The sequence below is a fragment of the Bradyrhizobium sp. JYMT SZCCT0180 genome, from assembly GCF_018130165.1.
GTDB lineage: Bacteria > Pseudomonadota > Alphaproteobacteria > Rhizobiales > Xanthobacteraceae > Bradyrhizobium.
The window spans coordinates 199,373-215,830 of sequence record NZ_JAFCLZ010000007.1; the positions used below are offsets into that span (position 1 = coordinate 199,373).

General features: G+C 63.8%; 12 protein-coding genes. 9 read left to right on the forward strand and 3 right to left on the reverse strand.

What is annotated here, in order from left to right:
* Positions 1–54: 54 nt before the first annotated feature.
* A complete protein-coding gene (locus JQ641_RS12715; protein WP_211996306.1) occupies positions 55–501 on the reverse strand; it encodes an SRPBCC family protein in 447 nt (148 codons plus the stop codon).
* Between the two features lie 238 nt (positions 502–739).
* Between JQ641_RS12715 and JQ641_RS12720 the strand changes: the two genes are divergently transcribed.
* The 3 genes from JQ641_RS12720 (at position 740) to JQ641_RS12730 (ending at position 3,415) form a co-directional block, all read left to right on the forward strand.
* Positions 740–2,092 (forward strand): 3-carboxy-cis,cis-muconate cycloisomerase, encoded by a 1,353-nt coding sequence (locus JQ641_RS12720; protein ID WP_211996307.1) that lies wholly within the window; start codon positions 740–742, stop codon positions 2,090–2,092.
* A 17-nt stretch (positions 2,093–2,109) separates the two neighbouring features.
* Positions 2,110–2,892, forward strand: a complete 783-nt coding sequence (gene pcaD / locus JQ641_RS12725) for a 3-oxoadipate enol-lactonase (protein WP_211996308.1) — start codon at positions 2,110–2,112, stop codon at positions 2,890–2,892.
* Between the two features lie 130 nt (positions 2,893–3,022).
* Positions 3,023–3,415 carry a carboxymuconolactone decarboxylase family protein gene (locus JQ641_RS12730; protein WP_192734119.1) on the forward strand — a complete coding sequence of 131 codons (393 nt, stop codon included), beginning with the start codon at positions 3,023–3,025 and terminating at the stop codon, positions 3,413–3,415.
* On the opposite strand, the gene JQ641_RS12735 is transcribed toward JQ641_RS12730, so the two are convergent.
* Together JQ641_RS12735 and JQ641_RS12740 are read right to left on the reverse strand one after the other, a co-directional pair.
* A complete protein-coding gene (locus tag JQ641_RS12735; RefSeq protein ID WP_211996309.1) occupies positions 3,395–3,904 on the reverse strand; it encodes a hypothetical protein in 510 nt (169 codons plus the stop codon). The two genes, JQ641_RS12730 and JQ641_RS12735, sit on opposite strands and share 21 nt — an antisense overlap.
* A gap of 317 nt (positions 3,905–4,221) precedes the next feature.
* Positions 4,222–4,383 carry a hypothetical protein gene (locus JQ641_RS12740; protein WP_192734121.1) on the reverse strand — a complete coding sequence of 54 codons (162 nt, stop codon included), beginning with the start codon at positions 4,381–4,383 and terminating at the stop codon, positions 4,222–4,224.
* A gap of 284 nt (positions 4,384–4,667) precedes the next feature.
* Between JQ641_RS12740 and JQ641_RS12745 the strand changes: the two genes are divergently transcribed.
* From JQ641_RS12745 to JQ641_RS12770, 6 genes are all read left to right on the forward strand, one after another.
* Positions 4,668–5,585 (forward strand): ABC transporter permease subunit, encoded by a 918-nt coding sequence (locus JQ641_RS12745; protein WP_057853065.1) that lies wholly within the window; start codon positions 4,668–4,670, stop codon positions 5,583–5,585.
* A gap of 32 nt (positions 5,586–5,617) precedes the next feature.
* Entirely contained in the window at positions 5,618–6,982 is a 1,365-nt protein-coding gene (livM, locus tag JQ641_RS12750) for a high-affinity branched-chain amino acid ABC transporter permease LivM (protein WP_211996412.1), read from the forward strand.
* Positions 6,979–7,812, forward strand: a complete 834-nt coding sequence (locus tag JQ641_RS12755) for an ABC transporter ATP-binding protein (RefSeq protein ID WP_211996310.1) — start codon at positions 6,979–6,981, stop codon at positions 7,810–7,812. Before livM ends, JQ641_RS12755 begins: the two co-directional genes overlap by 4 nt.
* Entirely contained in the window at positions 7,809–8,558 is a 750-nt protein-coding gene (locus tag JQ641_RS12760; RefSeq protein WP_211996311.1) for an ABC transporter ATP-binding protein, read from the forward strand. Before JQ641_RS12755 ends, JQ641_RS12760 begins: the two co-directional genes overlap by 4 nt.
* Before the next feature lie 176 nt (positions 8,559–8,734).
* Positions 8,735–9,853 carry a branched-chain amino acid ABC transporter substrate-binding protein gene (locus tag JQ641_RS12765; RefSeq protein ID WP_211996312.1) on the forward strand — a complete coding sequence of 373 codons (1,119 nt, stop codon included), beginning with the start codon at positions 8,735–8,737 and terminating at the stop codon, positions 9,851–9,853.
* 394 nt (positions 9,854–10,247) lie between these two features.
* Positions 10,248–16,451 (forward strand): HAMP domain-containing protein, encoded by a 6,204-nt coding sequence (locus JQ641_RS12770; protein ID WP_249150403.1) that lies wholly within the window; start codon positions 10,248–10,250, stop codon positions 16,449–16,451.
* The last annotated feature ends 7 nt before the right edge of the window (positions 16,452–16,458 follow it).

Here is a 16,458-nt window from a genome sequence, read left to right on the forward strand (position 1 = left end):
TCGGGCTGGACTTGAGGCGGGAATCTTGGGCGTGGCCAAGCGTTCAGCCAAGCTTCACCCCTGCACCGCCTTGGCGAAATTGGCGAAGAACTCGTCGGCCAGTTTCTTGGCCGAGCCGTTGATCAGGCGCTGTCCGAGCTGGGCCAGCTTGCCGCCGATCTGGGCCTCGACATTATAGCTCAGCAAGGTGCCGCCATCCTTTTCGGCCAGCGCCACCGTGGCGCCACCCTTGGCGAAACCGGCAACGCCGCCCTCACCTTCACCGGAGATCTTGTAGCCGTTGGGCGGGTCGAGATCGCTCAGCGTGACCTTGCCCTTGAAGCGGGCGGAGACCGGGCCGACCTTCATTTTGGCGGTGGCGCGGAAGCCGTTGTCCTCGGTCTTCTCGAGCTCCTCGCAGCCGGGGATGCAGACCTTCAGCACCTCCGGATCGTTCAATTTGGCCCACACGGCCTCGCGCGGCGCCGCAAGCTGGACTTCGCCGTTCATCGTCATGGCCATGGGGGTGCCTCCTGTAACGCTTCAAAACTGTTCTCCCAAGTAATGCACGGCCGCGCATAAGGAAAGGCCGCCCTGGGACAATGAGCGATGCATATTCGCAAAGCCCAACAGGGATCACCGCAATGCCGCATATTTTGGCGACCGGCCCTGTGACCCGGATACCGCCAAATAATCAGGGCGCATTGGCGTTACCAACCGGGTTGGCAGAGCCAGCCGGGGATGGTTAGGTCCGCCACAGATGAGCACATCCCTGTCACCACTACTTGCCCCGATGCTGTCGAGCGCCGCGATGCGGGCGGTATGCGATGATGTCGCGTGCCTGCAGAACATGCTGGATTTCGAGGCTGCGCTGGCCCGCGCCGAAGCCGCGATTGGCGTCATTCCAAACCAGGCGGCGGGCCCGATCACGAACGCCTGCCGGGCCGAATCATTCGACCTCGCCGCATTGGCCGACGCCGCGACGCGGTCCGGCAATCTCGCGATCCCGCTGGTGAAGGCGCTGACCTCCAATGTCGCCAAGGCTGACGCCGATGCTGCGCGCTACGTGCATTGGGGCGCGACCAGCCAGGACGTGATCGATACCGGCGCCATGCTCGGCCTGCGCGCCGGCATCGATGCGCTGCTCATGGACACCGCCCGCGCCATCGCGGGCTTTGCCAAGCTGGCGCGCCAGCACCGCAACACCGCCGTGGTCGGCCGCACCTGGCTGCAGCACGCGCTGCCGATGCCGTTCGGGCTCAAGCTAGCCGAATACGCCGCGGCCTTGCACCGCTCGGAGAAGCGACTGCGGCGATTGCGCAGCGAGACGCTGGCGCTGCAGTTCGGCGGCGCCGCCGGCACGCTCGCCGCGCTCGGCGACCAGGGATTGCCTGTCGCCGAAAAGCTGGCGCAGGAGCTAAAACTGCCGCTGCCCGAGGCCCCCTGGCACACCCACCGCGACCGCATCGCGGAGGCCGCATCCGTGCTCGCCATTCTCGCCGGCACTTGCGGCAAGATTGCCCGCGACGTTTCGCTGATGATGCAGACCGACGTCGGCGAAGCCTTTGAGCCGTCAGGCGAAGGCCGCGGCGGCTCCTCCACCATGCCGCACAAGCGCAACCCCGTGGCGGCCGCGACCGCGCTTGCCGCCGCCACCATGGCGCCCAATCTGGCGGCGACGATTTTTGCCGCCCAGGTGCAGGACCACGAACGCAGCGCCGGTCCCTGGCACGCGGAATGGCCGACCCTGCCGACCTTGCTGCTGGTCACCTCGGGGGCACTTGCGGCCATCGTCGACATCGCCGAAGGACTGGAAGTCGATGTGATCAGGATGCGCGCCAATCTCGACGCCACCGACGGGCTGATCATGGCGGAAGCGGTGACATTCGCGCTGGCTGAGAAGATCGGCAAAAGCGACGCACATCATCTGATCGAGGCGGCCAGCAAGAAAGCGGTCGCCGAGAAGAAACATCTGCGCGACGTGCTGACATCAGATTCAAAAGTCACCGCGCAGCTCAGCGCCGCGACAATCGCAGAACTGTTCGAGCCGATGGCCTATCAGGGCGCCTCGCAAGCCCTGATCGACCGCCTGCTCGCTTCACTGGAAACTTAAGAGACCGGAGACATTCCATGCCGATGATCGACGCCGACGGGTGCCTGCTCAACGTATCCGTCGAAGGCCGCGACGGCGGGCCGACGCTGATGCTGTCGAATTCGCTGGGCTCGACGATGCAGATGTGGGAGCCGCAGATGAAGGCGCTGACGCAGGTGTTTCGCGTCATCCGCTACGACCGGCGCGGCCACGGCAAATCCAGCGTGCCGCCAGGCCCCTATTCGATGGAACGTTTCGGCCGCGACGTGCTGGCGATCCTCGACGACCTGAATATTGCGAAGACGCATTGGTGCGGGCTGTCGATGGGCGGCATGGTCGGGCAATGGCTGGGCGCCAATGCCCCGGATAGATTCGGCAAACTCATCCTCGCCAACACCGCTTGCCACTATCCCGACCCGACCAACTGGCACAACCGCATCAAGGCGGTGAAGGAAGGCGGCATATCAGCGGTCGCCGACACCGTGATCGGTGGCTGGCTGACCGCAGATTTTCGCGAGCGCGAGCCGCAGATCACCGCCAACATGAAGGCGATGATGCTGGCAACACCCGTCGAGGGCTACCTCGCCTGCTGCGAGGCGCTGTCGACACTGGATAACCGCGAGATGCTGCCGAAGATCAAAAGCCCGACCCTGGTGATTGCCGGACGCCACGACATGTCGACGCCGGTTTCAGCCGGTGAATACATCCGCAGCCAGATCCCCGGTGCCAGCATGACGATTTTGGACGCCGCGCATATTTCCAATGTCGAGCAACCGCACGCCTTCACCGACGCGGTGGTCGGCTTCCTGACGCAACGCTAACAACAGTCGTCATTGCCTGCAACAAACGCGAAGCGTTTGTGCTAGGGAGCGAAGCGACGAAGCAATCCATACCTCCTCAACGGGACAATGGATTGCTTCGCTGCGCTCGCAATGACGGGAGGAGAATCCCATGGACGACGACAAGCGCCGCGAGAACGGCATGACGCAGCGCCGAAAAGTGCTCGGCAATGAATGGGTCGACAAATCGATCAAGAACCGCAACGCGTTCAACACCGATTTCCAGGACCTGATCACCCGCTATGCCTGGGGCGATATCTGGACCCGGCCGCATTTCGACCACCGCACAAGGCGCGTGCTGGTCATCGGCACCATGGTCGCGCTCGGCCAATGGGATGAATTCCGCCTGCATGTGCGGGCGGCGCTGGCCGAAGGCGGCTTCACGCCCGACGATATCAAGGAAATCATCCTGCAGCAGGCGATCTATTGCGGCGTGCCCGCGGCCAACCACGCCGTCAAGGAAGCCGCAGCGATCGTCGCCGAACTAGGTCTGCTGAAGGGATAGCTCGCCCGGGCCGGCGCCGGCATCCGCGGGCTTTTGCGCCGGCGGCTCGACCAACATCACGATCACGGTGCCGAGCATCATCAACAGTTCGGCCGCATGCATCCGAAGGGCGGCGGTCTCACCGGCCTGCGACGCCATCAGCACGCCCGCAAAGCTGATGACGCTGCCGATCGCCAGCGCCATGCCGAGCGCCTCATTGCAGCCGCCACTCTTGCGGATCGCGGCGCGGGTCACGAACACCAGAAAGACCGCAAAGAACGCCACGACCGTCATCCTCCCGAGCGCCAATAGCCAGGCAAAACGGACCGTCGCCGCGCCCGCCAGATGCAGTTGATCGCTGACGAACAGCGCCATCGAAATGTTGGGCCGGTCGTAGAGGCCGTGGATCGGCGAAACCATGATCTTGAATGCGATCAGGGTCCAGGCCGGAATGAAATACGCCGCCAGCAGCGCGCCGCTGAGTGAACTGATCCGCCAGTGTTTGGCCATGTCGCTTCCCGTTCATCACGCGGCGCTTGGCGCCGTCGGTTTGGGCGCGACGTAACTCCCTTAAACGGCGAGCGGCAATTTAAACCCTTTGTTTACCTTAATCGGCCGGCGGCCGGACGGAACACGCATGTCATTGCCGGGCATAGCCGTCTGAAGGACGGCGTCGCTTCCGCTCGCCTGTGCCCCGGCAATCCATCGCTCTTGAAAAGATGGACCCCCGGGTCAAGCCCGGGGGCGACGAGTAGAACAAGGCCTACCCGCCTAACAGAAAAGCCCCGCCTTTCGGCGGGGCCTCCTTATTCACGCTTACGTTCGAACTAGCGATCCTGATCGGGCATCTCGCCGGGTCGCTCGCCCTGACGGCGGCTCGGATCCTGCTGCTGCTGTCCGGGCTTTTGACCGCCGCCCTGCTGTTGCTGGCCGGGCTTCTGACCCGGATTCTGGTTCTGCTGGCCCGGCTTTTGGGTCGGCTTGCTCATTGGGGATCTCCCTTGTTGAACGGAGTCGGGGGCAACGGAAAGTCCGGGCTTTGGTTGCGAGGGAACACCGGTTCCGGCGCGATGATTGCGCGGCAGAGCCGTGTCGTCATTGTGGCCCAAGGAACTCCCTGGGAACCGGCAGCTCAAAACTAGCTCTGTACAAGCCCTTTAAGCCGCAGCCAGCGCTGTTGCCGCCCCCAGTTCCAAACTGTAAGAAAACGACACGACGCGTCGATCAAGGCTGCCGGGGGCCTCGGCGCGTTGACCTCTAGCTACGGCAGCGCATGGATTATTTCGCCCAGCAACTGATCAACGGCCTCGTGCTCGGCTCGATCTACGGCCTGATCGCCATCGGCTACACCATGGTCTATGGCATTGTCGGCATGATCAATTTCGCCCATGGCGATATTTTCATGATCGGTGGCTTCATTGCCCTGATCACGTTCCTGATCCTGGTTTCGTTCGGCCTGACCGCAATCCCCCTGATCCTGCTGGTCGTGCTCCTGGTATCGATGGCGATCACCGCGCTCTATGGCTGGACCGTGGAGCGCATCGCCTACCGGCCGCTGCGGCATTCGTTCCGCCTCGCTCCGATGCTGTCGGCCATCGGTATGTCATTCGTGCTGACCAATTATTCCCAGGTCGCCCAGGGCGCGCGCGTCAAGCCGGTGCCGCCGATCATCACCGGCGGCTACACGCTGCATGAGGGCGCCGGCGGCTTCGTGGTGCAATTGTCCAACATCCAGATCATCGTGGTAATCACGACCGTCGTGCTTCTCGCGCTGTTCACCTGGCTGGTATCGAGCACGCGGCTTGGCCGCGACATGCGCGCCTGCGAGCAGGACCAGACCATGGCCTCGCTGCTCGGCGTTGACGTCGACCGCACCATCTCCATGACCTTCGTGATCGGCGCGGCGCTCGCCGCGGTCGCCGGCATGATGTACCTGCTCTATTACGGCCTGGTCGATTTCTTCATGGGCTTCGTCGCCGGCATCAAGGCGTTCACCGCCGCCGTGCTCGGCGGCATCGGCTCGCTGCCCGGCGCGATGCTGGGCGGACTTCTGATCGGGCTGATCGAGACGCTGTGGTCGGCCTACTTCTCGGTCGAGTACAAGGACGTCGCGGCGTTTTCGATCCTGATCGTGGTGCTGATCTTCCTTCCGACCGGCCTGCTCGGCCGGCCTGAAGTCGAAAAAGTCTGAGCCGCAGCGTGAGCGCCAACCCCGCCGCCGCCATGCAAACCTCACGCGCACCCGGCGTCGCCTTCATCCTCAAGAAAGCCCTGATCAGCGCGCTGGTCGCGTTGGTGTTGTTCTCGCTGATGATCGGCGTGCGCACCGAAGCAGGATCAGACGGACAGCTGACCTACTGGACCCGCTTCGGCGACCTTGCCATGATGGTCGCGACCGTGTTCGGCGGCAGCATCGTCGTCGAGTTGCTGCGGCAATGGTGGGGACCGGTCGGCACCGTGCGCATCGTGCCGCCACAGGTGACATCGGCGCTTTCGCTCGCGGGTCGCCTCGTCGCGCCCGTGCTGTTGATCTTCACCTTTCTGGTGCCGGTGATCTTCTACAACGAACGCTACATTCTCGACCTCGGCATCCTCGTGCTGACTTACGTCATGCTCGGATGGGGATTGAACGTGGTGGTCGGCCTCGCCGGCCTGCTCGACCTCGGCTATGTCGCGTTCTACGCGGTCGGCGCCTATTCCTACGCGCTGCTGGCGCAATCCGGGATTCCGTACCCGCACGTTAGTATGGTGCCGCCCTTTGTGCACGTCGACTTCTTGCAACTCGGTCCTTGGGCGTTCTGGGTGCTGTTGCCGGTTTCCGGCATCCTCGCCGCGTTCTGGGGCGTGCTGCTCGGTTTTCCCGTGCTGCGACTGCGCGGCGACTATCTCGCCATCGTCACCCTCGCCTTTGGCGAGATCATCCGCCTCGTCCTGCTCAACTGGCAAAGCGTGACTGGCGGTCCGAACGGCGTCAGCGGCATTCCCCGGCCGACCATGTTCGGCATTCCGCTGTCGCCGGGCGACGACGGGCTTGCGTTCAAACTCGGCATCGAATTCTCGCCGACCCACCGCATCGTCTTTCTGTTCTATTTGATCCTGGCGCTGGCGCTGCTCACCAACTGGGTCACGATCCGCCTGCGCCGCCTGCCGATCGGCCGCGCCTGGGAAGCCCTGCGCGAGGATGAGGTTGCCTGCCGCGCGCTAGGCATCAACACGACAACGACAAAACTGACGGCGTTTGCGACCGGTGCGATGTTCGGCGGTCTCGCCGGCGCGTTCTTTGCGACCAGACAAGGCTTCATCAGCCCGGAATCCTTCACCTTCCATGAATCGGCGCTGGTGCTGGCGATCGTGGTGCTGGGCGGCATGGGCTCGCAGCTGGGCGTGGCGCTGGCGGCGCTTGCCATGATCGGCGGCTTCGAGCTGTTCCGCGGGCTCGACCAGTATCGCATGCTGGTGTTCGGCATGGCGATGGTGCTGTTGATGATCTGGCGCCCGCGCGGGCTGATCGGTCACCGTGCGCCGACCGTGTTCCTGGAACGCAACCAGGCGATCTCGTCCGACCTCGTCAAGGAGGGGCACGGATGAGCGCCGACCACATCCTTTCTGTAGACCATCTGTCGATGCGCTTCGGCGGCATCGTCGCCGTCAACGACCTCTCCTTCGGCGCCGAGCGGCACAAGATCACCGCGCTGATCGGACCGAACGGCGCCGGCAAGACCACCGTCTTCAACTGCATCACCGGCTTCTACAAGCCGACCAGCGGCAGCATCCGGCTGACGCATGATGACGGCCACACCATCCAGCTCGAGCGGCTGAACGATTTCCGGATTTCCAAGCAGGCGAAAGTCGCGCGCACCTTCCAGAACATCCGGCTGTTCCCCGGCATGACGGCACTGGAGAATTTGATGGTGGCGCAGCACAATGCGCTGATGCGCGCCTCCGGCCTTACCCTGCTCGGGCTGATCGGCGCGCCGTCCTGGCGCGTCGCGGAGAAAGCGGCGATCGATCTGGCGCGAACGTGGCTGGAGCGCATTGGCCTCTTGGACCGCGCCGACGATGCCGCCGGCAACCTGCCCTATGGCGATCAGCGCCGCCTCGAAATCGCGCGCGCCATGTGCACTGAACCGGCGCTGCTCTGCCTCGACGAGCCGGCCGCCGGGCTCAACGCGCGGGAGAGCGCGGCCTTGAGCGAGCTGCTGCTCTCGATCCGGGCGAATCAGGGCACCTCGATCCTCCTGATCGAACACGACATGTCGGTGGTGATGGAAATCTCCGACCACGTCGTCGTGATGGACTACGGCGTCAAGATCGCCGAGGGCACGCCGCAGCATGTCCGCGACGACCCCAGGGTGATCGCCGCCTATCTCGGCGCCGACGAGGAGGAAGCCATCGCGGTGATGGAGAGCGGAACGTGACCGCATCATCCCCCACAACGCCGCTACTCGCGATCCGCGGCTTGCGCGCGGCCTACGGCAAGATCGAGGCGCTGAAAGGCGTCGATCTCGAGGTCGGCGCCGGCGAGATCGTCGCCCTGATCGGAGCCAACGGCGCCGGCAAATCGACTTTGATGATGACGGTGTTCGGCAGGCCCCGCGCCCGCGCGGGCAAGATCGAATATGACGGCCAGGACATTACCGACGTGCCGACGCACGAGATCGCGCGGCTGCGCATCGCCCAATCCCCGGAAGGCCGCCGGATTTTCCCGCGCATGAGCGTGGCGGAGAACCTGCAGATGGGCGCCGACGCGACCGACTCTAGCGAGGCCGACCGCGCCAGCGGCCTGGAGCGCATCTTTACGCTTTTCCCGCGGCTCAAGGAACGCATGGCCCAGCGCGGAGGAACCTTGTCGGGCGGCGAGCAGCAGATGCTGGCGATCGGCCGCGCCCTGATGAGCCGGCCACGCCTGCTGATGCTCGATGAGCCGTCGCTCGGCCTCGCCCCCCTGATCGCGCGGCAGATTTTCGACGCCATCCGGACCCTGAACCGGCAGGACGGCCTGACCGTGCTGATCGTCGAACAAAACGCCAATCACGCGCTGAAACTCGCCCATCGCGGCTATGTCATGGTCAACGGCCTGATCACGCTCTCCGGCACCGGCAGCGAATTGCTGCAGCGCCCCGAAATCCGCGCCGCCTATCTGGAAGGCGGCCGGCGGGGCTAGCGTCGCCCAAGCCGGCGGCGAAAACCGCCCGCTGCGGCAAGATGCTGCGAACGGACCGTGGACTTGCCCGAAATTTGCCGATGACTTCGCGGTAAAATCAGCCGACAATGGCTGCGGTTTTCGCGCCCGGCCCGCCGGGTGCATCCCGAAAATCGAACAACCCGCGAGGATACCTCATGAAATCATTGAAACTCATCGGCCTGGCATTGGGCGCATCATTGGCGCTTTCGACCACCGCGCTGGCGCAGGACATCAATATCGCAGTGGCGGGCCCGATGACGGGCGGCGAATCCGCGTTCGGCCGGCAGATGAAGAACGGTGCCGAACAGGCGGTGGCCGACATCAACGCCGCCGGCGGTGTGCTCGGCAAGAAGCTGGCGCTGCAGGTCGGCGACGATGCCTGCGATCCCAAGCAGGCGCGCTCGGTGGCGGAAAAGTTCGCCAGCGCGAAGATCCCGTTCGTCGCCGGACATTTCTGTTCGTCGTCCTCGATCCCGGCGTCGGAAGCCTATGCCGACGGCAACGTGCTGCAGATTACGCCGGCCTCGACCAACCCGCTGTTCACCGAGCGCAAGCTCTGGAACGTGGCGCGCGTCTGCGGCCGCGACGATCAGCAGGGCCTGGTCGCCGCCGATTACATCGTCAAGAACTACAAGGGCAAGAACGTCGCCATCCTCAACGACAAGACCACCTACGGCAAAGGCCTCGCCGACGAAACCAAGAAGGCGCTCAACAAGGCCGGCCTCACCGAGAAGATGTTCGAATCCTACAACAAGGGCGACAAGGATTTTAACGCGATCGTGTCGCGGCTGAAGCGCGACAATATCGATCTGGTCTTTGTCGGCGGTTACCATCAGGAATCCGGCCTGATCCTGCGCCAGATGCGCGACCAGGGCCTGAAGACGGTGTTGATGGCGGGCGACGCCTTGAACGACAAGGAGTTCGCCTCGATCGCAGGTCCCGCCGCTGAAGGCACGCTGTTCACCTTCGGCCCCGACCCGCGCAACAAGGCGACCGCCAAGGAGATCGTCGCCAAGTTCAAGGCCAAGAACATCGACCCCGAAGGCTACACCCTCTACACCTACGCCGCGATGCAGGTCTGGACGAAGGCAGTAGCGAAGGTCGGCTCGACCGATCCGAAGAAGGTGATGGAAGCCATCAAGGCCGGCGAGTGGGATACCGTGCTCGGCAAGATGGGCTTCGATGCCAAGGGCGACATCAAGGCGATCGACTACGTCGTCTACAAGTGGGACGCCAAGGGCAACTACACCGAGATCAATCCGAAGGGTTCTTAAGACGCCTCCCAAGCCTAGTTAGCAACGAACGCCCCGGCTTTGCCGGGGCGTTTTTTGTTTGCGGCGCGTTCATCAAGAAAAGCCCGAAGCCCGCAAAGGTTAACGGCCTTTCACGATATGGAACTTTTTTCCCGGGGTGGCGGAACCAAAAGCATCCGAGCGGTTTTAAACAGTTCGGGCTGGGTTCCATGTCATTGATTTTGCTGCATCACCTGCTGTTCCACCTTGATCTCCGATCGGGCGGCACGTCTTATGGCGCAAATCGCATACCAGCGGCCAGATTCGCGCGACATCGCCTCGAGGAGACACCATGAGTGATCTTTCCCCCGGAGCATCATCTCCGGTCCGCCGCGTCTCCAAAGCCAAAGCGCAAGCCAACGGCACGCCCGACCCGATGCAGGATCTGCTGCACGCGCTGCAGGCGATGCGCTCCGGCGATTTTTCGGTGCGGATGACCGGCGATCATCTCGGCATCGAGGGCAAGATCGCCGACACCTTCAATGAGATCGTCGCCGCCAATCAACGCATGGCGCAGCAACTGGAGCGGGTCGGACAGGTCGTCGGCCGCGAGGGCAAGACGCGCCAGCGCGTCAAATTCGATCTTTCGAGCGGCTCGTGGGCGGACATGGAAGGGTCGGTCAATACCTTGATCGACGACCTCCTATGGCCGACCCGCGAGGTGACCCGGGCGGTCGCCGCCGTGGCGCAGGGAGACCTGCTGCAGACCGTGCAACTCGATGTCGATGGCCGCCCGCTGGGCGGCGAATTTTTGCAGTCCGCCAACATCGTCAACACGATGATCAAGCAGCTCAGCGTGTTCACCTCGGAAGTGACGCGCGTCGCGCGCGAGGTCGGCACCGAGGGCAAGCTCGGCGGCCAGGCGCAGGTGCCGGAAGTCACCGGCGTCTGGAAGGATTTGACCGAGAGCGTCAACTCCATGGCCAACAACCTCACCGGCCAGGTCCGCAACATCGCCGAAGTCACCATCGCGGTCGCCAATGGCGACTTGTCGAAAAAGATCACGGTCGACGTCCGCGGCGAGATCCTGCAGCTGAAGGAAGCCATCAATACGATGGTGGATCAGTTGCGTTCGTTCGCTTCCGAAGTGACGCGTGTGGCCCGCGAAGTCGGCACCGACGGCAAGCTCGGCGGTCAGGCGATCGTGCCCGGCGTCGCCGGCACCTGGAAGGATTTGACGGACTCCGTGAACGCGATGTGCGGCAACCTCACCGCGCAGGTCCGCAACATCGCCAACGTGACGACGGCTGTTGCCCGCGGCGACCTCTCGCGAAAAATCACGGTGGACGTCCGCGGCGAAATCCTGGAATTGAAAGACACCATCAACACGATGGTGGACCAGCTCAACTCGTTCGCCTCGGAAGTGACGCGCGTCGCGCGCGAGGTCGGCACCGAAGGCAAATTGGGCGGTCAGGCCCAGGTGCCCGGCGTCGCCGGTACCTGGAAGGACCTCACCGACAACGTCAACTTCATGGCCTCCAACCTGACCGCGCAGGTCCGCAACATTGCCGACGTCGCGACCGCGATCGCGGGCGGCGACCTTTCCAAGAAGATCACCGTCAACGTATCCGGTGAAATCCTTCAGCTGAAGGAAACGCTCAATACGATGGTCGACCAGCTCAATGCGTTTGCCGGCGAAGTGACGCGCGTCGCGCGCGAAGTCGGCACCGACGGGCGGCTCGGCGGTCAGGCCAACGTGCTCGGCGTCGCCGGTACCTGGAAGGATCTCACCGAGAGCGTCAACTCGATGGCGAGCAACCTGACGGCGCAGGTTCGCAACATCGCCGAAGTGACCACGGCGGTGGCCAATGGCGACTTGTCGAAAAAGATCACGGTGGACGTGCGCGGCGAAATTCTGGAGCTGAAAGACACCGTCAACACGATGGTCGACCAGCTCAACGCCTTTGCCGGCGAAGTGACGCGCGTCGCGCGCGAGGTCGGCACCGAAGGCAAGCTCGGCGGCCAGGCGCTGGTGCGCGGCGTCGCCGGCACCTGGAAGGATTTGACCGACAGCGTCAACTCGATGGCCAGCAACCTCACCGGCCAGGTCCGAAACATCGCCGAAGTCGCAACCGCCGTCGCCAAGGGCGATTTGTCCAAGAAGATCACCGTCAACGTGTCGGGCGAAATCCTTCAGCTGAAGGAAACGCTCAATACGATGGTCGACCAGCTCAACGCCTTTGCCGGCGAAGTGACGCGCGTGGCGCGCGAGGTCGGCACCGACGGCAAGCTCGGCGGCCAGGCCGAAGTGCCCGGCGTCGCCGGCACCTGGAAGGACTTGACGGACAGCGTCAACTCGATGGCCGGCAATCTGACCGCGCAGGTCCGCAACATCGCCGAAGTGGCGACCGCCATCGCCGGCGGCGACCTGTCGCGCAAGATCACCGTGGACGTGCGCGGCGAGATCCTTCAGCTCAAGGAAACGCTCAACACGATGGTCGACCAGCTCAACCGTTTCGCGGGTGAAGTGACGCGCGTGGCGCGCGAGGTCGGCACCGAAGGCCGGCTCGGCGGCCAGGCCAACGTGCCCGGCGTCGCCGGCACCTGGAAGGATCTCACCGACAACGTCAACTCGATGGCCGGCAACCTCACCGGCCAGGTCCGCAACATCGCCGAAGTGACCACGGCGGTCGCGAAGGGCGACCTGTCCAAGAAGATCACCGTGGACGTCAAGGGCGAGATTCTCGAGCTGAAGAACACCGTCAACACGATGGTCGACCAGCTCAACGCCTTCGCCTCCGAAGTGACGCGCGTCGCGCGCGAGGTCGGCACCGAAGGCAAGCTCGGCGGCCAGGCGCAGGTGCCTGAAGTCGCCGGCACCTGGAAGGACCTCACCGACAACGTCAACTTCATGGCTTCCAACCTGACGGCGCAGGTCCGCAACATCGCCGAGGTCGCGACCGCGATCGCCGGCGGCGACCTGTCCAAGAAGATCACGGTGGACGTGCGCGGCGAAATCCTGCTGCTCAAGGACACCTTGAACACGATGGTCGAACAGCTGCGCTCGTTCGCGGCCGAGGTCACGCGTGTGGCGCGCGAAGTCGGCACCGAGGGACGGCTCGGCGGCCAGGCGGTGGTGCCCGGCGTCGGCGGAACGTTCAAGGACCTGACCGACAACGTCAACCTGCTGGCGGCCAACCTGACGACGCAAGTCCGCAACATCGCCGAGGTCACCACGGCGGTGGCGCGCGGCGACTTGTCGCGCAAGATCACGGTCGACGTGAAGGGCGAAATTCTCGAACTCAAGAACACCATCAACACGATGGTCGATCAGCTCAACGCCTTCGCCGGCGAAGTCACCCGCGTCGCCCGCGAGGTCGGCACCGAGGGTAAGCTCGGCGGACAGGCGCAGGTGCCCGGCGTCGCCGGCACCTGGAAGGACCTTACCGACACCGTCAACTTCATGGCCGCCAATTTGACCGAACAGGTCCGCGGCATCGTCAAGGTGGTGACCGCGGTCGCCAACGGCGATTTGAAGCAGGACCTGACGGTGAAATCGAAGGGCGAAGTCGCCGCTCTCGCCGATACCATCAACAACATGACCGAGACGCTGGCGACCTTCGCCGATCAGGTCACCTCGGTGGCGCGCGAAGTCGGTGTCGAAGGAAGGCTCGGCGGTCAGGCCAACGTTCCCGGCGCCGCCGGCACCTGGAAGGACCTCACCGGCAACGTCAACCTGCTGGCCGCCAATCTGACCTCGCAGGTGCGCGCCATTGCCGAGGTCGCGACCGCTGTGACAAAGGGCGACCTCACCCGCTCGATCCAGGTCGATGCGCGCGGCGAAGTCGCCGAGCTCAAAGACAACATCAACACCATGATCGGCAATCTCCGCCTGACCACGGACGTGAACTCGGAACAGGACTGGCTGAAGACCAACCTCGCCAAATTCACCAACATGCTGCAGGGCCAGCGCGATCTCACCACGGTCGGCCGGCTGCTGCTCACCGAACTGACGCCGCTGGTGAACGCCCATATGGGCGTCATCTACCGTGTCGAAAGCGAAGACAACCGGCAACTGCGCCTGCTCTCGGCCTATGCCGGCGACGGCAACCACCCTCACCCGCAATTCGTGCAATTCGGCGAGGGCTTGATCGGGCAATCCGCGTTGGACAAGCGCCAGCGCGTGATCTCGGACATCCCGGCCGACACCGTGCCGATCAATTCGGCGCTCCTCCGCGTAATCCCGAAAAACCTCGTGGTGCTGCCCGTCCTGTTCGAAAACCAGGTCAAGGCGGTGATCGAGCTCTCCTCCGTCAGCTCGTTCACGACCTCGCAGATGACCTTCCTCGAACAGCTCACCGACAGTATCGGCATCGTGCTCAACAGCATCGAGGCCACGATGCAGACCGAAGGCCTGCTGAAGCAGTCGCAGCAGCTCGCCGGCGAATTGCAGACCCAGCAGAAGGAGCTGCAACAGACCAACGAACAGCTTGAGCAGAAGGCCCAGCAGCTCGCCGAACGCAACGTCGAGGTGGAAAGAAAGAACCAGGAAATCGAACAGGCGCGGCGCGCGCTCGAGGAGAAGGCGACCGAGCTTTCGCTGACGTCGAAGTACAAGTCCGAGTTCCTCGCCAACATGTCGCACGAGCTGCGCACGCCGCTCAACAGCATCCTGATCCTCGGCCAGCAGCTCACCGAAAACCCCGACGGCAATCTGTCGGCCAAGCAGGTCGAATTCGCGCGCACCATCCACGGCGCCGGCACCGACCTGCTCAATCTGATCAGCGACATCCTCGACCTGTCGAAGATCGAATCCGGAACGGTGACGGTCGATGCCGAGGAAATCCTCACTTCGAACCTTCTGGAAACCGTCGGCCGGCCGTTCAGGCATGAAGCCGACAACCGCCAGCTCTCGTTCAACATCAGCGTCGACGAGAACCTCGCCCGCAGCATGGTGACCGACTCCAAACGGCTCCAACAAGTATTGAAGAACCTGCTGTCGAACGCATTCAAGTTCACCGCCGAAGGCGGTGTGCGGCTGAGCGTGTCCGCGGCCCTCGGCGGATGGAGCGCGGAGCATCCGATCCTGAACCATGCCCCCGCCGTCGTGGCCTTCGAGGTCACCGACACCGGCATCGGCATTCCGCCGGAAAAGCAGAAGCTGATCTTCGAAGCGTTCCAGCAGGCGGATGCCGGCACCAGCCGGAAGTATGGCGGCACCGGCCTTGGCCTCGCCATCAGCCGCGAACTTGCAAGCCTGCTCGGCGGCGAGATTCATCTGCGCAGCGCCCCGGGCAAGGGCAGCACTTTCATCCTGTATCTGCCGCTGAAATATTCCGGGCCCACCGTCGCGCCGCGCACCCCTGCCCCGTCGTCCTATCTGACCGCGCCGGCGCTGCAGGTTGCCGCGACCCAGGAGCGGGTGATCGAGCAGCTGCCGGATGACCGGCTCAACCTCGAGGCCGGCGACACCATCCTCCTGATCGTCGAGGACGATCCGCATTACGCGCGGGTGCTGATCGATCTCGCCCGCGACAAGGGCTTCAAGGTCCTGGTCGCCAATCGCGGCGCCGAAGCGCTGGAACTTGCCAAGCAGTTCCAGCCCACGGCGGTGTCGCTCGACGTGTTCCTGCCGGACATGCTGGGCTGGACCGTATTGAGCCAGCTCAAGCACAATCCGCTGACCCGGCACATTCCGGTGCAGATCATCACGCTCGACGAGGACCGCCAGCACGCGCTGGCACGCGGCGCGTTCTCGTTCGTCAACAAGCCGACCACAACCGAAGGCGTCAGCGCCGCACTGTCCCAGATCAAGGAATACGCCAAGCCGCGGCGCAAGCGTCTTCTGATCGTGGAAGACAACGCCGCCGAGCAATTGAGCATCAAGGCCCTGCTCGATCACGTGGATATCGAGATCCTCACCACCGATACCGGCGCCGGCGCCCTCTCGACCCTGCGCGACAATCCCTGCGACTGCGTCGTGCTGGACCTGCGGTTGCCGGACATGAGCGGTTTCGAGGTGCTCGACCAGATCCGCAACGACGAAACGTTGTCGAACGTGCCGGTGGTCGTGTTCACCGGACGGGAACTTTCCGCCGAGGAAGACGCGGAACTCCACACCATGGCCCGCAGCATCGTGGTCAAGGGCGTGGAATCGCCGGAACGCTTGCTCGACGAAACGTCGCTGTTTTTGCACCGTGTGATCACGGAATTGCCGGTCGAAAAGCAGAGGATGCTGGAGAAACTCAATAGTTCCGATGAGGATCTCGTTGGCAAGACCGCGCTTCTGGTGGACGACGACGCCCGCAACATCTTCGCGCTGTCGAGCGTGCTTGAACGGCGCGGCATGAAGGTGCTGACGGCGACCACTGGCCATGAGGCCATTGCGCTGGTCGAATCCAATCCCAAAATAGCGATCGTGCTGATGGATATCATGATGCCGCAAATGGACGGCTACCAGACCATCGGGGTCATCAGGCAGAACCCGTCGTTTGGCCGCCTCCCCATCATCGCGCTGACCGCAAAAGCGATGAAGGGCGACCGCGAGAAATGCCTCGAGGCCGGCGCCTCGGACTATCTGGCAAAACCAGTCAACACCGAGCAATTGCTCCTTGCCATCCGTATGTGGCTCCACCGTTGATCGACGC